Source organism: Bifidobacterium castoris (assembly GCF_003952025.1).
GTDB lineage: Bacteria > Actinomycetota > Actinomycetes > Actinomycetales > Bifidobacteriaceae > Bifidobacterium > Bifidobacterium castoris.
In genome coordinates this window covers 262,188-278,215 of the sequence record NZ_QXGI01000003.1, presented here as the reverse complement: position 1 = coordinate 278,215, position 16,028 = coordinate 262,188, and the positions used below count along the sequence as shown (strand labels likewise).

Genomic DNA, 16,028 nt, shown 5'->3' with positions numbered 1-16,028 from the left:
CTCTCGGTATTTGGTTTGATGGGCGTGTATGAGCATTTGTGATGTTTATGCACGAGCTTGTGGGCCTCGATGCTGGTGACGGCCGTGTTGAGGCTGCAGGGTTCGTGCAGGATGCCGCAGCTGCGGCAGGACGCCACGTAGGAGGCGTGTCGAGGTTCACTCATCGGCAGCCTCCACGTCGTCGGTGTTGGGCTGCTGCTTGGTGATGCGCGTGCCGTGCAGGCGCAGCTGGCGAGACATGTCGTCGCTGATCTTGATGACCTGTTTCGCGGCGACGATGGCCGTGCTGATACGCCGACGGTTCTCGCCCAGGAGCGGACGCTTGTCGTCGGAGAGGCGCTTGTCGGCCTTCGCGATGAACGTCGCCGCGGCGTCGGCGATTTTGTTGGCGAGCGGCACGAATTCGGCGAGGTCGATGTTGATCTCGTCGATGTCCTCGAACAGCAGCTGCTCAATGAGCTCGGGGCCGGTCAGGTCGTTCGGGATGATTTCTGCAGTCATGATTGATTTCCTTCCTGGTTGATGGTTTCCTCGATACGAATCGAGGTGTGCGGCTCATATGGTTCGCCGCAACAGGTGAGCGGGTCGCCCGCTTTGCGCCACCGCGGTTTGCCGTTTCTGCCGGGGACTTTGCGGTCGGGCAGGTGGCGGATTCCCATGAGTAGTTCGATCTGCTCGTCGTCCTTGTAAGCGAGGCCGTTGAGACTGTCGGTGACGAGTTTGAGGAGGTTGTCGACGTCGGGGCGGCCGTTGCGTGGCATCCAGAACTGGCAGGTGACGAGGAGTCGGCCGGTGAGCGGCGTGAAATCTGGATACTCCTCACGGAATATGTCGCGGATGGCCTGCTCCTCACGGCGTGTGCGTTCCGGGGTGACGCCGCGCCCCTTGTAGACGCGCGGACGTCCCTTGGGTACCGGAGGTCGGGGGATGATGAGCGTTAACGCTTGCACGGTCGCCTCTCCTCCTCTGGCTCGTAATCGTCGAACAGTGTGGCGATGATGCCGACTGTGGCGGCGGCGATGCCGGCGACGAGTGTGAGCGTGATGAGGCCTTGCGGCCATGGTGTGGACAGGTAGTCGGGGGCGGCGATGCTCATGCCGAGCAGGATTCCGCCGGCAAGGGTGGCGGCGACGCGCAGCACACGGCTGACGATGGTGCTGCGGCTCATGCCCGTGCCTCCTCGCGCTGGGCGCGGATCTGGTCGACGACCTCGCCGATGCTCGGCAGCGGCTCATATTCGTAGACGCCGGCTTCGATGATCGGTACGTGCAGGTCGCGCAATTTGCCGTCGATGTCCTTGGTCGCCTGGAGGAGGCCGAGCTCGTAGCAGTCGGCCGCGCCTAGCTCCTCCTGATAGGCCTTGTAGCCGGTATAGAATGCGCGTCGCTCGTCGAGCAGGTCGATGATGGCGTCGAGGGGGATGAGGAATCGTGTGGTGCTCATGTCAGGCTCCTGTGTCTGGTGCAATCGGTTGGTTGGGTTGAGGTGCGGCGTTGCAGGTGGTTGTCGAACCACGTGCGTACCGCTGAGGGCTGGTAGAGGATGCGGCGTCCGAGCCGGTGGTAGGGCAGGTCGGGGTGCGTGTCCTGCGAGCGCCATTTGGCGAGCGTCTGCGGTTGGACGCCGATGTAGTCGGCCGTCTGCCGTGGCGTCCACCAGTCGGCGATGCCGTCCGGAGCGGTCACCGCTCCCCCTTGGGTAGGTCGTCGGTGAGGATCTCCTGCAGTCGGTGCTGGACGATGCGGGTCTTGACCGCCCCGTAGTGGCGGCAGGCGTCCTTGAGGCGTTCCGCCTGCCGGGGGTGCCCGTTTTCTATGGCGCGTTCCTCGTTGATGCTGAGCGCTTCCTGCCATTTGTCGAGGTCGGCGATGATGAGCTGGGCGAATCCGTCGAGCAGGTCGCGTTCGCGGTCGGTGAGCTCAAACGGGATGTTGATGCGGGTCATGTCATTTCCTTTTCATCTGCGGCTGGTCATTGTCTGGTTGAATTTTTTTGCCGTTGAGCCAGTGCTCGAGTTCGCTGATGCGGTAGAGCACAGTTCTCTCGCTGACGCGGTAGAACGGCGGGCCTTCGCGCCGGTGCCGCATCCCCCGCAGGCTTTCGGGGGTGATGCCGTATCGGGCGGAGACTTGCGCCGCGGTGAGCATCTGCTCTCTCTGGCCGGTGTCCGGTCTGTTGCTGGTGGCTGTCATCCGGGCCTCCTCTCTGGGTCAGGTTGTCGGGTTGATAACCTCAGCATATCACAGGTTATCGTGTTGACAACCTGATTAACGTTTACGGCGTGTCGAGTTGTTAGACTGACAACATGAGCAACACGACGAGAATCAACGAGATCGCGTACGAGACGATGCAGTCCATACGCAACGCACACGGCATCACCCTGGACAACATCGCAGCAGCGTCGCGCCGATACGGCGCACGCTGGACGCCCGGATTCCTCAGCGGCCTCAAACGCAACCGCTCCTCCGCGACGCTCGAGAACCTGATCATCCTGTGCGCCTGCCTGACCGACCTCACCGGAGAAAAGGTCACGCTCGCCGACCTGTTCGCCGGCGACGGCCCCGTCGACATCGGCGACGACGCTCACACGGACCGTCACGGAGTGCGCGACGCGGTCAGCGGCCGAACCTGCCGCATCGAAGGACCATCCGTCCTCGAGACGGTCACCGCAGCGCTCGTCGACGAGTCGCTCCCCCAGTTGATGCGCGACCTGTCCGACCGCATCGTCAACCTCGCCGCCGAACGCTACGGCGCCCGGTCGCGGACCCATGTGCCGACGTTGTCGGAGATCCGGTTGGCGAAACGACTCGGCGTCACACCGGCGGCGGCCGCGGCCGCGTGCATGCTCGAGTACGGCGACCATCTCGACGAGGTGACGGCTCACATGGCCGGCGAGGACGCGACGCCGCAGCTGCGCGGCCGCAAAACGCGGGAGGTGTCCGACCGGCTCGACCTGCTACTGGACGGCATCGCCGAGACCGGCGAACCGCCCGCGCGCTGGACAGGCACCGGCGACGCCTCCGACAATGGACGTGAGGTGAGCGCGCAGTGGATCGCAGACCACCTCGACCAATTCGACTACGCCGCCAAATACGGCGACACCGAAGCCGAGCAAGAAGCGTACGAAGACATGCCGTAAATCCAATCCAGGAAGAAGAAGGAGGAGAGAATGCGGATACGATGGCGCACCAAGACCGCAATCATACCCATAGCCGCCGCGCTGCTGCTCTCGATGGCGGCATGCAACGGTGGCAATGGTCAAAACGAGAGCGATCCTGTCACATTCGTCGAGGTTGACTACGACGGCTCATTGGCAGACGGAACCTATATCGACAGTATCGACGATTTCATCATCACACTGCACCATGAGAGTGGCCTGAGTGGCATGGCGGGTGAGGCGGATGGATGTGAACTGGAGAATCCCGGCCCGATAAACACAGTCGATGTCAAGGAATATCGCATCGCCTGCCGGGGCGTAACGGGATACGCGAACGTCGTCGCAGACGGCCCCGCAAAGAGTGATGACAGTACACAGAGCGTGACGCATCCGCACGCCATTACTCAAAATGGAATCAATAGCTATAGGAGAGGAAGTATCATGGGAGCTTTTCTTGTCGGAATCATCGCATTCGTAATCAGCGCGGCAATTTTCTACTTTCTTGTGAAGTATGCGGTTATTGCCGCCATCGAGCACACAGGGCTCGGAAAAGCCTCTCGCAAATACACTGGCGACACGAAGAAGACATTGGCGAACGAGCGTCGTCTGGAATCGTATGGATCTTCGAGCGAGTGAGGTTTTCAATTCCATCGAATTCGAGGGAATTAGATGAAGGAAAGGTAAAAGGCATCGATTTTCGGTGCCTTTGGAACGAGAAGGGGTTGGCTACGTCTGAGGACGCATTGATAACCGAGGCGGAGAAACTCTGCCGGGTAGATGAGGCGCGGCTGCATGACGGCAAACAGGGCGTATACATCCGCGCGAAAAACTTGATCCTGCTCGACTCGCGGCTATGTGGCGTGCAACGCCGTTGCGTGCTCGCGCATGAGATCAGCCACGCACGCCACATGGATACCGGGTGCCGCGTGGACAAATGGGTCGAACGGCGCGCCGACCATGAGGCCGCCGCCATGCTCATCGACCCGCTCGAATACGCCTATGCGGAAGCCGTGTATGACGGCAATGTGATGGGCATGGCCCGCGAATTGAACGTGCTCCCATGGGTGATCGCCGCCTACCGCGAGCGCCTGCACGACAACCCGTATCTGGCGGTCCAGTGAGGAGGATGCGCGATGGCGAACGTAACGAGCTATGAGACGCGGTCCGGGCGGCGCTGGGAGGTGAGATACCTCAAACCCGACGGCAGGAGCAGCCGAAAACGCGGGTTCATGCGCCGTCGTGACGCGGAGTTGTGGATGGCGGAGCATGTGACCGCCGCGAAGGCGGCCGATAGTTTCGTGTCGCATGAAGCGGGAATGGTCACGGTCGGACAGCTCTACGAGCAGTACGAGACAGAGAAACTGCCGATCTGGAAACCGTCGCAGGCGTATACGGTCAAATCCCGTTGGAGGGTACACATCGCGCCGACGTTCGCTGATATTCCGGTGAATCGTGTGACGCGGGCGATGCTGCAGCAGTGGGTGAGCGAACTGGCCGCGAAACGCTCGTCGAGCCTGACGTGCGCGACCGCGCACATCATGGCGGGAATCCTGCGGCTCGCGGTGCGCGACCGACGCATCGTGCGAAACCCTATGGATGACGTCACGCTCCCCAGCCGCTCGCAGCGCAAGCTGCTGCGCACGTATCTGACGGTGCCGCAGCTGATGCGGTTAGCTGATGAATGCCTCAACGGGAAGCGGCTCGCCGTGCAGCGACGCGCCATTGTGCTGCTGCTCGGATTCTGCGGGCTGCGCTGGGGCGAGATGTGCGCGCTCAGAGTGGGCGACATCGACTACGAGCGCGGTCGCGTCGAGGTGCATGCGAACCTCGTTAAACTGGGCGAGTGGGTGGAGGGGACGCCGAAAAACGGTCAGGCGCGCAGCGTGCCGATGCCGCGCGTCGTCGCCGACGCACTGCGCATGGTGACGGACGGACGCGCGGCAGGCGAGCGTGTGTTCGTCGAGAACGGGCGACCTCCGCGTCAGCAGTCCGTCAGCCGTGCGAAATCTAATCGCACCTGGTATATCTCCGCGTTGCGTCATGCGGGCGTGCCGTTGGTGTCGCCGCATGAGCTGCGACATACGGCCGCGAGCATCGCGGTGCACGCGGGGGCGAATATCAAGGCACTGCAGCGGATGCTCGGCCACGCAACCGCGAGCATGACGCTCGACGTGTACGCGGATCTGTTCGACAGTGATTTGGATGATGTCGCGCGCATGGTGGATGCGACGATCGCGGTGGAATGTCCGTCGGCGAATCATGTCCAAACCGTGTCCACGGCTGCCAACTCGTCTATGGGCGTTGCTCACTAATCCCAGTGTTTGGGCCGTTTTCACAGCTGCGCGTCGGCTAGGTGGTGCGGCCGGCGGGACCTCATCATCGTCGTCATCGAACATGGCCCCACTATCGCGTCACGGATGCGGCAGCGTCCACCCGGGGGGAGGAATGTGTACGGACGGTCCCGTCGTCCACATTCCTCCGTGGGCCAAGAACGGCGCGGCCGCAACGAAAAGGGAGGACGGCCCATACGGGCCGTCCTCCCCCTCGCGGCGTGTCGCGATCAGTTGCCGGGCACGACCGACACGATCTTCGGCGCCTTGACGATGACCTTGCGCGGAGGCACGCCGCCGAGACGGTCGGCGACCGCTTCGAGCGCCATCCTCTCGAGCTCGTCCGGGTCGATGTCCGGGCTCACCTCGAGCTTGGCGCGTACCTTGCCCTTGATCTGCACGACGGCCGTGACCACGTCCTGGCCCACATAGCGCTCGTCCGCCTGCGGCCACGGATGGTGCGCGAGCGAACGGTCGTGGCCGAGCCTGCTCCACAGCTCCTCGGCGATGTGCGGGGCGATCGGCGAGACCATGAGGATGAGCGGCTCGACCGCCGCGCGCGGCACGCGCCCGAGGCCGGTCAGGTGGTTGTTGAGCACGATGAGCTTCGCGATGGCCGTATTCGGGCGCATCGCCTCCATCTCGACCGTCACCTCGGCGATCGTGTTGTTGAGCAGTTTGAGCGTCTTGTCGTCGGGCGTCTCGTCGCTGACGGTGACCTCGCCGGTCGCCTCGTCGACGACGTTGCGCCACAGACGCTGCAGGAAGCGCATGCCGCCGATGACGTTGCGCGTGTTCCACGGACGGGACTCGTCGAGCGGACCCATGCTCATCTCGTACAGGCGGAACGTGTCCGCGCCGTAGTCGTCGTACATGTCGTCCGGCGTGACGATGTTCTTCAGGCTCTTGCCCATCTTGCCGAACTCGCGGTTGACGTGCTGGCCGTGCCAGGTGAAGGTCGGGTCGCCGGAGACGTCCGCCGGGCCCTCCTCGACCTCATCGGCCTGAACGTACTCGCCGCGGTCGTCGGTGTAGGCCCAGGCCTGGATCATGCCCTGGTTGAACAGCTTGTGGAACGGCTCACTCGAATCCACGTAGCCGAGGTCGAAGAGGATCTTGTGCCAGAAACGCGAATAGAGCAGATGGAGCACGGCGTGCTCGACGCCGCCGATGTACAGGTCGACGCCGCCGGATCGGCCGGCCGTCGGATTGTGGTCCGGTCCCATCCAGTAGTCGTATTCGTCGCGTTCCACCATGTGCTCGGCGTCGTGCGGGTCGAGGTAGCGCATGTAGTACCAGCACGATCCGGCCCAGTTCGGCATCGTGTTCGTCTCGCGGTGGTAGCGCTTGGGCCCGTCGCCCAGATCGAGCGTGACCTCGACCCAGTCCTCGTTGCGGCTCAGCGGCGCCTCCGGGTTGGACTGCGCGTCCTCCGGGTCAAAGGTCTTCGGGCTGTAGTCGGGCACCTCGGGCAGGTCGATCGGCAGCATCGAATCGGGCACGAGGTGCGGCACGCCCTCGTCGTCGTAGACGATCGGGAACGGCTCGCCCCAGTAGCGTTGGCGGCTGAAGAGCCAATCGCGCAGACGGTAGCTGACGGTGCCGCGGCCGACCTGCGCCTGCTCGAGCCATGCCGTGACGGCCGCGATCGCCTCGTCGACGCGCATGCCGTTGATGTCAAGCGCGTCGCCGCGCGCCCAGGTGGCGTCGACCGACGAGTTGACGACGACGCCGTCATGGGAGCCGAACGGCGCCTTGCCCTCGTAGTTCGCGAGCGTGTCGCCGCTGTCGGGCAGCGGTTCGACGGTGTAGATGACCGGCAGGCCGTACTTGGACGCGAAGTCGTAGTCGCGCTGGTCGCCGCCCGGCACCGCCATGATCGCGCCGGTGCCGTAGTCCATCAGCACGTAGTCGGCGGTGAACACCGGCAGCTCGGCGCCGGTGATCGGGTTGACCGCGTACAGGCCGGTGAACAGGCCGGTCTTCTCGCCGGCGTCGTTGACGCGGTCGGCGGCCGTCTTCGCCTCCGCCGTCATGCGGTAGGCGGCCACGGCCTCGGTCGGCGTCGCATAGCCGCCGGTCCACTGCTCGGGCACGCCGTCGGGCCAGCGCTCGGGCACGTGCAGCAGCAGCGGATGCTCCGGGGAGACGACGCAGAAGGTCGTGCCGAACAGCGTGTCGGGACGGGTCGTGTAGATCTCCATGTCCTCGAGGCCGTCGCCGACGCGCACCTGGAAATGCACGGACGCGCCGTGCGACTCGCCGATCCAGTTGCGCTGCATGAGCTTGACCTTCTCGGGCCAGTCGATCGTGTCGAGGTCCTCGATGAGGCGGTGGCCGTAGGCGGTGATGCGCATCGACCACTGGCGCAGCTCGCGCTGGAACACCGGGTAGTTGCCGCGTTCGGAACGGCCCTCGGCGGTCACCTCCTCGTTCGCCAGCACGGTGCCCAGGCCGGGGCACCAGTTGACCGGAGACTTCGAGATGTAGGCGAGGCGATACTCGTTGAGCACGTCCGCCTGCTCGGCCTCGTTCAGGTCGTCCCAGGCGCGCCCCTCATGGCCGTCGATCGCGCGTTCTCCGGAGCGGAACTGCTCGACGAGCTCGCCGATCGGCCGCGCGCAGCCCATCGAACCGCTCGGGTTCCTCTTGTCCGGGTCGTACCAGGCGTCGAAGATGCGAGAAAAAATCCATTGCGTCCAACGCACATAGCCGGGCTCGATCGTCGCGAAGGAGCGGCGGTCGTCGAAGCTCAGGCCCATACGGTGCAGCTGGCGGCGCATGTTCGCGATGTTCTGCTCGGTCGTCACGCGCGGATGCTGGCCGGTCTTGACGGCGTACTGCTCAGCCGGCAGGCCGAAGGCGTCGTAGCCCATCGCGTGCAGCACGTTCTCGCCCTTCATGCGGTGGTAGCGGCTGACCACGTCGGAGGCGAGGTAACCGAGCGGATGGCCCACATGCAGTCCCTTGCCCGACGGGTACGGGAACATGTCCATCGCGAAGAACGGCCGGCGGCCGTCAGCGTGACGCCCCTCGCCGTCGGTCAGCCCGCCTTCGACGTTCGCCGCCCAGAACGTGCCCTGCTCGTCCCAGATCCTCTGCCATTTGTTTTCGATGGTCTGCGCCATTGCGGCGTTGTACCGGAATGCGGACTGGTCCGCATCATGCGCCTGCGCGTTCGGTTCGATCTCACTCATAGGGCACGATTATCGTTTTTCAGCTGGACAGTGTCGCGCCCCGTCCGCAGTGCGAACGCGCGCTCAGTCCTCGGAGCGCGGGGCGACGATGCTGGGCGGGTTGAGCCTCGGATCCGCGTCGAAGCCCGATGCGCGCCCCGCATCGTCGACGATCCGGTTCCATACGCCGTCGTCGACCATGGCCTGCAGCGTCGTGTTGATCTGCCCGAGCAGCTCGTCGCCGCCTGCGATCGCGATGCCGTAGGCGCGTTCGCCGAAGGGGTCGTCGAGCAGGCTCACGTATTCGGCGCCGGCCTGCGAGCGCAGCCCGGTGAGGACGGGCCGCGAACCGGCCACGGCGTCGGCCTCGCCGGCGAGCAGCGCGGAGACGCATTTGGAGAAGTCGCCCTCCTCGCGGAACCGCACGCCGTCGACCCGGCGCGCGAGCTGCTCGCGCACGTCGTCGTCCTCGACGACGCACGCGGTGCGGCCGCGCATGTCGCCGACGCCGTGGATCGCCGCGCGGTCGTCGCTGCGCACGAGCAGCTCGTCCTCGGTGATCAGGTACGGCCCCGAATAGCGCACGTCGCCGCCGCGCGAGGCGAGCTCCTTCGTGAACGTGCGCGCGTCCTTGCCGCCCTCGTAGGCGTACGATGTCATCGCGAAGTCGATCGTGCCGTCGGCGAGCATCGAGTCGCGCCGCGCCATCGTCATCGGGTGGAAGACGATCTGGCGGTTGCTGTAGCCGATCTTCTCGGCGACGTATTTGGCCACCTCGACGCTCAGGCCGCTGTAGCCCTCCTCGTGGTACCAGCCGACGCCGGGCTCGTCGACGGCGACGCCGATGTTGATCATCGGCCCGTCGGCCTGTCCGGGCACCGACACCTGCACCGACGTGCCGCAGCCGGCGAGTGGCGATACGACGGCCGCCGCGCACAGCGCGGCGAGGATCCTCAGACGTCCGCGGCTACGCATGCTGCCTCACTTGAACAGACGGGAACGGGTGAGGAACCACATCACGAGCAGGGCGAGCACTATCGCCAGGACGATGATGATCAGGAAGCCCCACCGCGAGTCGGTGACCGGCATGCCGAGCATGCCGTCCTGGAAGTTCATGCCGTACATCGAGAAGATGAGCGTCGGGATCGACAGCGTGATCGAGATGATCGTGAAGATGCGCATCACGTTGCTCAGGTTGTTGGAGACGACCGACGAGAACGCGTCGGTCATGTTCGCGAGGACGCCGCTGTAGATGTTCGCCATCTCGATCGCCTGCTTGTTCTCGGTGATGACGTCGTCGAGCAGGTCCTCGTCCTCCGGGTACTGCTTGATGCGCGAAAGCGTCGTGAGCTTCTCCATGACGATCTCGTTCGACTTGAGCGACGTGTTGAAGTAGACGAGCGTCTTGCTCAGTTCGAGCAGCATCAGGATCTCGCGGTTCTGCATCGAATGGCGCAGCCTCAGCTCGAGCTTGTCGGTCTCGCCGTCGATGATGCGCAGGTAGCGCAGGTACATCGTCGCGTTGCGGTAGAGGATCTGCAGGATGAAGCGCGAGCGCATGAAGGTGTTGAAGCCGCGGATCGTGCCCTCCATGAACGGATGGAGCACCGGTGTGTCCTGCATGCACACGGTGACGATGAGCGTGCGCGTGACGATGATCGACAACGGGATCGTCTCGTACCAGTTGCGACCGGAGCGCTCCCCGACCGTCGGGATGTCGACGATGATCATCGTGTAGTCGTCCTCGACGTCGACGCGCGAGCGTTCCTCGTCGTCGAGCGGCGCGCGCAGGTCGGCGAGGTCGATGCCGGTCTCCTGGGCGACGGTGGTGAGCTCGACGTCGGTGGGGTCGCACAACGCAAGCCATGAGCCGTTCTCCGGTTTGTCTATCTGTTCCACCTGTCCGTGAACGGTGCTGAACATGCGCAGCATGAAATCACCCGCCTCTCATTCGTCGAGCCGCGCGACGGACGCGGCCTGTCCTTGTGCAAACATCAACAGCTTAGCCGCACCTATGAGACACGCCGCCCAAGGCGCACCCGGGCGGCGCGGCGGCGACGCGGTCAGCCGGCGATCGGCTTCCACGTCGGCATGTCGGGGTTGCGCAACGCCTCGGGGCCGTTCTCCCAGTCGACGAATTCGGCGATCTGCGGCCCCCGGTTGAACTCGGCGAGCAGCCAGCGGTCGCCGTCGGCGCCGCGCTCGAGGCTCATGCGCGACCAGAAGGCGTTGCGCATGGCGTCGAGGCCGTTGGCGTCGTCGACGTCCATGCCCAGCAGCGTCGCGATCGTCGCGACGATCCACGAGCCGTGTGAGACGACGAACAGCGTCTCCTCGCCGGGCACATCCCGCGCCTGACGCACATACGAACGGATCGCCTCGGCGCCGCGCGCGCCGACCTCGCGCCTGCTTTCGACGCCATGGGCGAGCTCGCCGCCCTCATGCCGCTTCCAGGCATGGAAGTCCTCCGGCCAGCGTGCGAGGATCTCCTCGCGCGTCATGCCCTCCCATTCGCCGAAGCTGCGTTCGCGCAACCTCGGATCGAGATGCACCTCGAGGCCGAGGATGTCGGCGAAGGCGTGCGCCGTCTGCTGCGCGCGGAACAGGTCGGAGCTGACGACGACCATCGTGCGCGCGGCCGCCGGCGCCTTGCGGTATTCCTCGACGTCGACGGCGCGCACCGCCGCGACGGGCGGCGTCGGAAGCTGCTCGGGATGGGCGGCGAGGTTGCTCACCTTCGCCCAGTAGTAGCGCTGCGCGAGCGCGAAGCCGCTCTGATCCGCCTGCCACTGGCCGATGATGTCGAGGGGGACCTCGACCTGGCCCTGCAGACGGCGTTCGAGGTTCATCGAGGTGCGCCCGTGGCGCAGCATGACGATGTCGGTGATCATCTTTCCTTCTGGCTCCTTAAGCTTCAGGACGCCCACGACCGCGGCGCCCGGGCCGGGCGCCGCGGTCGTGGGCGTTCACGGGGACGGGTCCGCCTCTCAGTCCTTCGCGATCGTCGTGCCGGCGTGCGCGCCGGCGGACAGGTCCTCGATCGTGTCGATCGTCATGACCGGCACGCATGCCGGCACCTTCGTGCCGCGTTCCTTCGCGAGCCTGACCTGGTCCTCGTAGACCGCGTCGTCGGTGTGCAGGACGACCTCGCCGCGGAAGCGGTATCCCTTCTTCTGCTCGAAGTTGACGAACGCGATGACGAGCGGGCTGCCGTTCTCGAGGTTGCGGTAGGTCTGGCCGGCGGTGCGTTCATGGTAGGCGAGATGGCCGTCGTCGAGCACGAACATGCTCATCTTCGGGCCGAGGTCCGGTACGCCGTCGGGGCTGACGGTGGCGACCCATGCGAGATTGTCCTTGATGAAGTCCTTCATCGCTTCGGTAAGCTGTGCCATTGGGGGCTCCTTTCTATGCGTTCCCCACACTACGCGTCCGCGGGCCGCCACATGCCCCGTTGCGCTGTGGAATGAGCGCGACACACGTCAGCATGCTCACATGTGACGCCGCCCACATCGGCGCCCCGTGCGTCGATAACGAAAAACCCGGCCGAAGCCGGGTGTGAATCGTGGAGCTAAGGGGATTCGAACCCCTGACCCTCTCCATGCCATGGAGATGCGCTACCAGCTGCGCCATAGCCCCATAAGGGGAACCTGTCATCAGGAACCTTCGTGGAGCTAAGGGGATTCGAACCCCTGACCCTCTCCATGCCATGGAGATGCGCTACCAGCTGCGCCATAGCCCCGTCGGCTTGTTTCAGCCAACTCGAGATAGCATACATCATGAATTCCTGATACGCAAAGGACCGGCGTGTCGCGTTGTGCGGCACGCCGGTCCCCCGTCACTGCGCGATCACTGCGCCTGCTGTCCGGAGTCGTCCTTCTGCCGTCCGTCGCCCTGCTGGGTCGCACCGTCCTGGCCCGCGTCCGAGGAGCCGTCGTCCTGCGCCCCGTCCGCGGCGCCCGTCCTCTGGCTCGCCGACGGCGACGCGCTCGGTTCGACGACCTGCGAACCCGAGTCCGAATCGTCCTTCGTGCCCGAGCCGCCCTGCTGGCTCGGCTCCTCCGTCGACTGCGTCGAACCGGTGTCCGGCGTTGATGTCGCATCCGGCGTCGACGTCGCATCCGGCGTCGGCGTGATGACGCCCTGCGACGGCGACGGCGACAGATCACCACCCTCCTCGCTCGTCACGCTCGGGCTGACGATGTCGTGGACGACCGAATCGGTGCCCCTGCCGCCGGTGAGCGCGAGGATGACGCCGGCGGTCACCGCGACGGCGATCAGGCCCGAGACGAGGGCCACGACGATCGCCACGCGCTTGTCGTGGCCGGTGAGCTGCGGCTTGCCGGACGCCGGTGTCCCGGACGCGTCGGCGGCGTCCGACGCGACGACGCGTCCCTTGCGCTTCCCCTCCTTCGACGCCGGGTCGGCCGGCGCGTCGATCCGCGCGCCGTCGGAGGAGGCGCCATCCGCCTGTTCGCCGAGCTGCTGCGCAGCCGCGTCCTGCAGCTTCTTGCTCGAGGCGTCGATGACGTTCTGGTAGATCTGCGACGCCGACGTCGAGACGATCGAGGCGACGGCGACGCCGATCACCGAGCCTGCGATGCCGATCTTCGACGACAGCAGGAACGACGTGACCGCCGCGAGAGCGCCCGCGAGCAGCTGGGAGAACGATAATCCTTTGAAAAAATTCTTCACGGTCGATTCATCCGGTCATGGCGCGCCCGGCGCCCGAATCGGGCGTCAGACGCATCGGTGGGCAAAACTGCCATAAGCATAGACCAGTTCACCGGGTATCGGCTGCATGCCGCGTCGGGTTCTCCCATAGCTCAGTGTCAGCGAGCGCCGGGCCGTGGTTGTAGTCGACGAGGATCCAACGGTCCGGGTCGTCGAGTCCCGCGTTGACCAGACGCGCCCAGTGCGCGTTGCGCATCGAGGTGACGGAGACGAAGTCCGGCAGGGCCGCGCCGATGCCGAACAGCACCTGCAGCGTGTTCTCGATGAGCGCGCCATGGGAGAACACGAACAAATCGGTGTCCGCGTCCGCCCGGTGCGACCAGTCGCGCAGCGCCTCGACGCCGCGCGCGCCGGCGTGCTCGTGCGACTCGGCATGGTGGCGCATCTCGCCGCCGAGGCCCCGGCACCACATTGCGAAGTCCTCCGGCCACTGCGCGTCGAGCTCGTCGCCGGACATGCCCTCCCAATCACCGAAGCTGCGTTCGCGCAGCCGCGGGTCCGGATGGACCTCGAGTCCCAGGGGGTCGGCGAACAGATGCGCGGTGCGGCTCGCGCGCCTCAGGTCCGAGGCGACGACGAGCTGACGCGCGCCGGGGTCGCGCTCGACGTAGAGCGTACGCAGCGCGTCGCCGGTCTTACGCGCCTGCCACAGCCCGACGTCGTCGAGCGGGATGTCGATGCCACCCTGGACGCGTCCGGCGAGGTTGTACGAGGTGCGCCCATGGCGCACGAGCGTGATCGAACGTACCGTTCCGATCGCCGTCATCGCCGCTCCCCCGTCAGGCGGCGTCCGCGTCGGCGGCGTCCATGTCGGGCAGCTCGAGGTCGATGCGCGGGCAGTCGCGCCACAACCGTTCGAGATGGTAGAAGTCGCGCGCCTCCTCATGCATGACATGGACGATGAAGTCGCCGTAGTCGAGCAGGATCCACTGCGCCTCCTGGATGCCCTCGCGGCCCCGCGGCTGCAGCTTGCCGCCCTTCGTGTACAAGTCCTTCTCGATCTCCTCGGCGACGGCGAGCACCTGGCGCTCGTTCGTCGCGGACGCCAGCAGCATGCAGTCGGTGATGCCGATCAGGTCGCTCACGTCGTAGGCGGCGATGTCCGCCGCCTTCATGCGGTCGGCGGCCGCCGCCGCGGTCCTCACCGATTCGATGGATGATTCAAGTGCCGTCATATCAACGCTCCCAAGCTGGTTTCCAATGCTGCACGATGTGCTGCGTGTTCTCCGAATAGACCATCGCGTCCTGCGGGACGTCGTGGCGGATCACCGATCCGGCGCCGCTCGTGACGTGGTCGCCGACCTCGACCGGCGCGACGAGGAGGTTGCCCGCGCCGATGTGCACGTCCGAGCCGATCGTCGTGTGGTTCTTGTGCACGCCGTCGTAGTTCGCCGTGATCGTGCCGCCGCCGATGTTCGTGCGCTCGCCGAGGTCGGCGTCGCCCACGTAGCTCAGATGCGGCACCTTCGTGCCGTCGCCGATATGCGCCTTCTTCATCTCGACGAAGGCGCCCGCCTTCGAGCCCTCGCCGAGCTCGTTGCCGGCGCGCAGGTACGTCCACGGGCCGATGTTCGCGTCGCGGCCGATGTGCGACTCCTGCACGCGTGAACGCTCGACGGTCGCGCCCGCGTCGACGGTCGCGTCGATGAGCGTCGTGTACGGCCCGACGACGGCCTCCTCGCCGACGACGGTGCGCCCCTGCAGGAAGCAGCCGGGCAGGACCGTCGCGTCGCGGCCGATCGTCACGTCGTCCTCGATCCACGTCGTGGACGGGTCGAGGATCGTCACGCCCTCGCGCATCCAATGCTCGCACACGCGCGCGTTGTGCGCGCCGGCGAGCGCGGCGAGCTGCACGCGGTCGTTGACGCCCTCGACGCTCAGCGGATCGGGTGCCGCGAAGGCGCCGACCTTGCCGCTCGCCTTCGCGGCCTTGAGCGCGTCGGTCAGGTAGAACTCGCCCTGCGCGTTGTCCGCGTCGAGGCCGGCGATCGCGTCGGCGAGCACATGCGCGTCGAAGACGTACACCGACGTGTTCACCTCGCGCACGGCCAGCTCGCTGCTGTTCGCGTCCTTCTGCTCGACGATCTTGAGGACGTCGCCGTCGGAGTCGCGGATGATGCGGCCGTAGCCGGTCGGATCGTCGAGCACCGTCGTGAGCACCGTCGCGTCGTCGCCGCTCGCCGCATGGTAGTCGAGCAGCGCCTGCAGCGTCGCCGTGTCGAGCAACGGCATGTCCGAGGCCGTGATGAGCACGTCGCCGTCGAGGTCGCCGTCCGGCGAGAGCCGGTGCATCGCGCACTGCACGGCGCGTCCCGTGCCGGGGATGTCGTCCTGTTCGACGATCGTCACGGCGGGGTCGTAGCCGCGCGCCGCCTCGGCGACGCGTTCGCCCTGATGGCGCACGACGACGGCGAGCGTGTCGGGCCCGAGCGCCCCGACGGAGGACATGACACGCTCGAGGAAGGTCTTGCCCGCGAAGGTGTGCAGCACCTTCGGCTTCGACGAGCGCATGCGCGTGCCCTCGCCGGCTGCCAGCACGATTGCGGCGGTTACCGTCATCTGTTCTCCTTTTGTGGATGTGCCCGATGGTCTGATGGTCCCGGATGTGAAAGGCGCCCGCATCCAAACGCCGAA

Annotated in this window: 20 protein-coding genes and 2 tRNA genes; 4 read left to right on the top strand and 18 right to left on the bottom strand. The window is 65.7% G+C overall.

Features of this window, described 5'->3' with window-relative positions:
* Positions 1 to 156 precede the first annotated feature (156 nt).
* From D2E22_RS05295 to D2E22_RS05275, 7 genes are read right to left on the bottom strand one after another with little or no spacing between them, the layout of a single operon-like run.
* Positions 157 to 501 carry a hypothetical protein gene (locus tag D2E22_RS05295; RefSeq protein ID WP_126032056.1) on the bottom strand — a complete coding sequence of 115 codons (345 nt, stop codon included), beginning with the start codon at positions 499 to 501 and terminating at the stop codon, positions 157 to 159.
* The gene (locus D2E22_RS05290) at positions 498 to 950 is read right to left on the bottom strand and encodes a RusA family crossover junction endodeoxyribonuclease (protein WP_241218196.1); all 453 of its coding nucleotides are present in this window, start codon (positions 948 to 950) and stop codon (positions 498 to 500) included. The genes D2E22_RS05295 and D2E22_RS05290 overlap by 4 nt, the downstream gene beginning before the upstream one ends.
* The gene (locus tag D2E22_RS10775; protein ID WP_241218194.1) at positions 938 to 1,168 is read right to left on the bottom strand and encodes a hypothetical protein; all 231 of its coding nucleotides are present in this window, start codon (positions 1,166 to 1,168) and stop codon (positions 938 to 940) included. The genes D2E22_RS05290 and D2E22_RS10775 overlap by 13 nt, the downstream gene beginning before the upstream one ends.
* Positions 1,165 to 1,443, bottom strand: a complete 279-nt coding sequence (locus D2E22_RS05285) for a hypothetical protein (RefSeq protein WP_126032054.1) — start codon at positions 1,441 to 1,443, stop codon at positions 1,165 to 1,167. Before D2E22_RS05285 ends, D2E22_RS10775 begins: the two co-directional genes overlap by 4 nt.
* Positions 1,440 to 1,685 (bottom strand): helix-turn-helix domain-containing protein, encoded by a 246-nt coding sequence (locus tag D2E22_RS10670; protein WP_206431363.1) that lies wholly within the window; start codon positions 1,683 to 1,685, stop codon positions 1,440 to 1,442. The genes D2E22_RS05285 and D2E22_RS10670 overlap by 4 nt, the downstream gene beginning before the upstream one ends.
* A complete protein-coding gene (locus D2E22_RS10665; protein ID WP_206431361.1) occupies positions 1,682 to 1,945 on the bottom strand; it encodes a hypothetical protein in 264 nt (87 codons plus the stop codon). Before D2E22_RS10665 ends, D2E22_RS10670 begins: the two co-directional genes overlap by 4 nt.
* A 1-nt stretch (position 1,946) precedes the next feature.
* Positions 1,947 to 2,192 (bottom strand): helix-turn-helix transcriptional regulator, encoded by a 246-nt coding sequence (locus tag D2E22_RS05275; protein WP_206431360.1) that lies wholly within the window; start codon positions 2,190 to 2,192, stop codon positions 1,947 to 1,949.
* 113 nt (positions 2,193 to 2,305) lie between these two features.
* On the opposite strand from D2E22_RS05275, the gene D2E22_RS05270 reads away from it, so the two are divergent.
* The 4 genes from D2E22_RS05270 to D2E22_RS05255 are packed head-to-tail and all read left to right on the top strand — an operon-like array spanning position 2,306 to position 5,469.
* Positions 2,306 to 3,139, top strand: a complete 834-nt coding sequence (locus D2E22_RS05270; RefSeq protein WP_126032052.1) for a hypothetical protein — start codon at positions 2,306 to 2,308, stop codon at positions 3,137 to 3,139.
* 30 nt (positions 3,140 to 3,169) lie between these two features.
* Complete coding sequence (locus D2E22_RS05265) at positions 3,170 to 3,793, top strand: DUF2062 domain-containing protein (protein ID WP_126032051.1); 624 nt, start codon at positions 3,170 to 3,172, stop codon at positions 3,791 to 3,793.
* Positions 3,790 to 4,278: an ImmA/IrrE family metallo-endopeptidase gene (locus D2E22_RS05260; protein WP_126032050.1), complete on the top strand. Its 489-nt coding sequence runs from the start codon at positions 3,790 to 3,792 to the stop codon at positions 4,276 to 4,278. Before D2E22_RS05265 ends, D2E22_RS05260 begins: the two co-directional genes overlap by 4 nt.
* Before the next feature lie 12 nt (positions 4,279 to 4,290).
* Positions 4,291 to 5,469: a tyrosine-type recombinase/integrase gene (locus D2E22_RS05255; RefSeq protein WP_126032049.1), complete on the top strand. Its 1,179-nt coding sequence runs from the start codon at positions 4,291 to 4,293 to the stop codon at positions 5,467 to 5,469.
* Between the two features lie 248 nt (positions 5,470 to 5,717).
* Here the strand turns inward: D2E22_RS05255 and leuS are convergent, their stop codons facing one another.
* From leuS to glmU, 11 genes are all read right to left on the bottom strand, one after another.
* Positions 5,718 to 8,684 (bottom strand): leucine--tRNA ligase, encoded by a 2,967-nt coding sequence (leuS, locus tag D2E22_RS05250; RefSeq protein ID WP_126032048.1) that lies wholly within the window; start codon positions 8,682 to 8,684, stop codon positions 5,718 to 5,720.
* Between the two features lie 63 nt (positions 8,685 to 8,747).
* On the bottom strand, positions 8,748 to 9,638 hold the full coding sequence (locus D2E22_RS05245; protein ID WP_126032047.1) for a substrate-binding periplasmic protein: 891 nt from the start codon (positions 9,636 to 9,638) through the stop codon (positions 8,748 to 8,750).
* A gap of 6 nt (positions 9,639 to 9,644) precedes the next feature.
* Positions 9,645 to 10,595 (bottom strand): magnesium transporter CorA family protein, encoded by a 951-nt coding sequence (locus D2E22_RS05240; RefSeq protein WP_126032046.1) that lies wholly within the window; start codon positions 10,593 to 10,595, stop codon positions 9,645 to 9,647.
* Between the two features lie 131 nt (positions 10,596 to 10,726).
* Entirely contained in the window at positions 10,727 to 11,554 is an 828-nt protein-coding gene (locus D2E22_RS05235; protein ID WP_126032045.1) for a histidine phosphatase family protein, read from the bottom strand.
* 96 nt (positions 11,555 to 11,650) lie between these two features.
* Positions 11,651 to 12,055, bottom strand: a complete 405-nt coding sequence (locus D2E22_RS05230; RefSeq protein WP_126032044.1) for a pyridoxamine 5'-phosphate oxidase family protein — start codon at positions 12,053 to 12,055, stop codon at positions 11,651 to 11,653.
* Positions 12,056 to 12,226: 171 nt separating this feature from the next.
* Positions 12,227 to 12,299 (bottom strand) — tRNA-Ala (locus D2E22_RS05225).
* Between the two features lie 30 nt (positions 12,300 to 12,329).
* Positions 12,330 to 12,402 (bottom strand) — tRNA-Ala (locus tag D2E22_RS05220).
* A 107-nt stretch (positions 12,403 to 12,509) separates the two neighbouring features.
* On the bottom strand, positions 12,510 to 13,355 hold the full coding sequence (locus tag D2E22_RS05215) for a hypothetical protein (RefSeq protein WP_126032043.1): 846 nt from the start codon (positions 13,353 to 13,355) through the stop codon (positions 12,510 to 12,512).
* 88 nt (positions 13,356 to 13,443) lie between these two features.
* Positions 13,444 to 14,160, bottom strand: a complete 717-nt coding sequence (locus D2E22_RS05210) for a histidine phosphatase family protein (RefSeq protein WP_126032042.1) — start codon at positions 14,158 to 14,160, stop codon at positions 13,444 to 13,446.
* A gap of 13 nt (positions 14,161 to 14,173) precedes the next feature.
* Complete coding sequence (gene rsfS, locus D2E22_RS05205) at positions 14,174 to 14,569, bottom strand: ribosome silencing factor (protein WP_126032041.1); 396 nt, start codon at positions 14,567 to 14,569, stop codon at positions 14,174 to 14,176.
* 1 nt (position 14,570) lies between these two features.
* Positions 14,571 to 15,953, bottom strand: coding sequence for a bifunctional UDP-N-acetylglucosamine diphosphorylase/glucosamine-1-phosphate N-acetyltransferase GlmU (glmU, locus tag D2E22_RS05200; protein ID WP_126032040.1), 1,383 nt, complete (start codon positions 15,951 to 15,953; stop codon positions 14,571 to 14,573).
* Positions 15,954 to 16,028 lie beyond the last annotated feature (75 nt).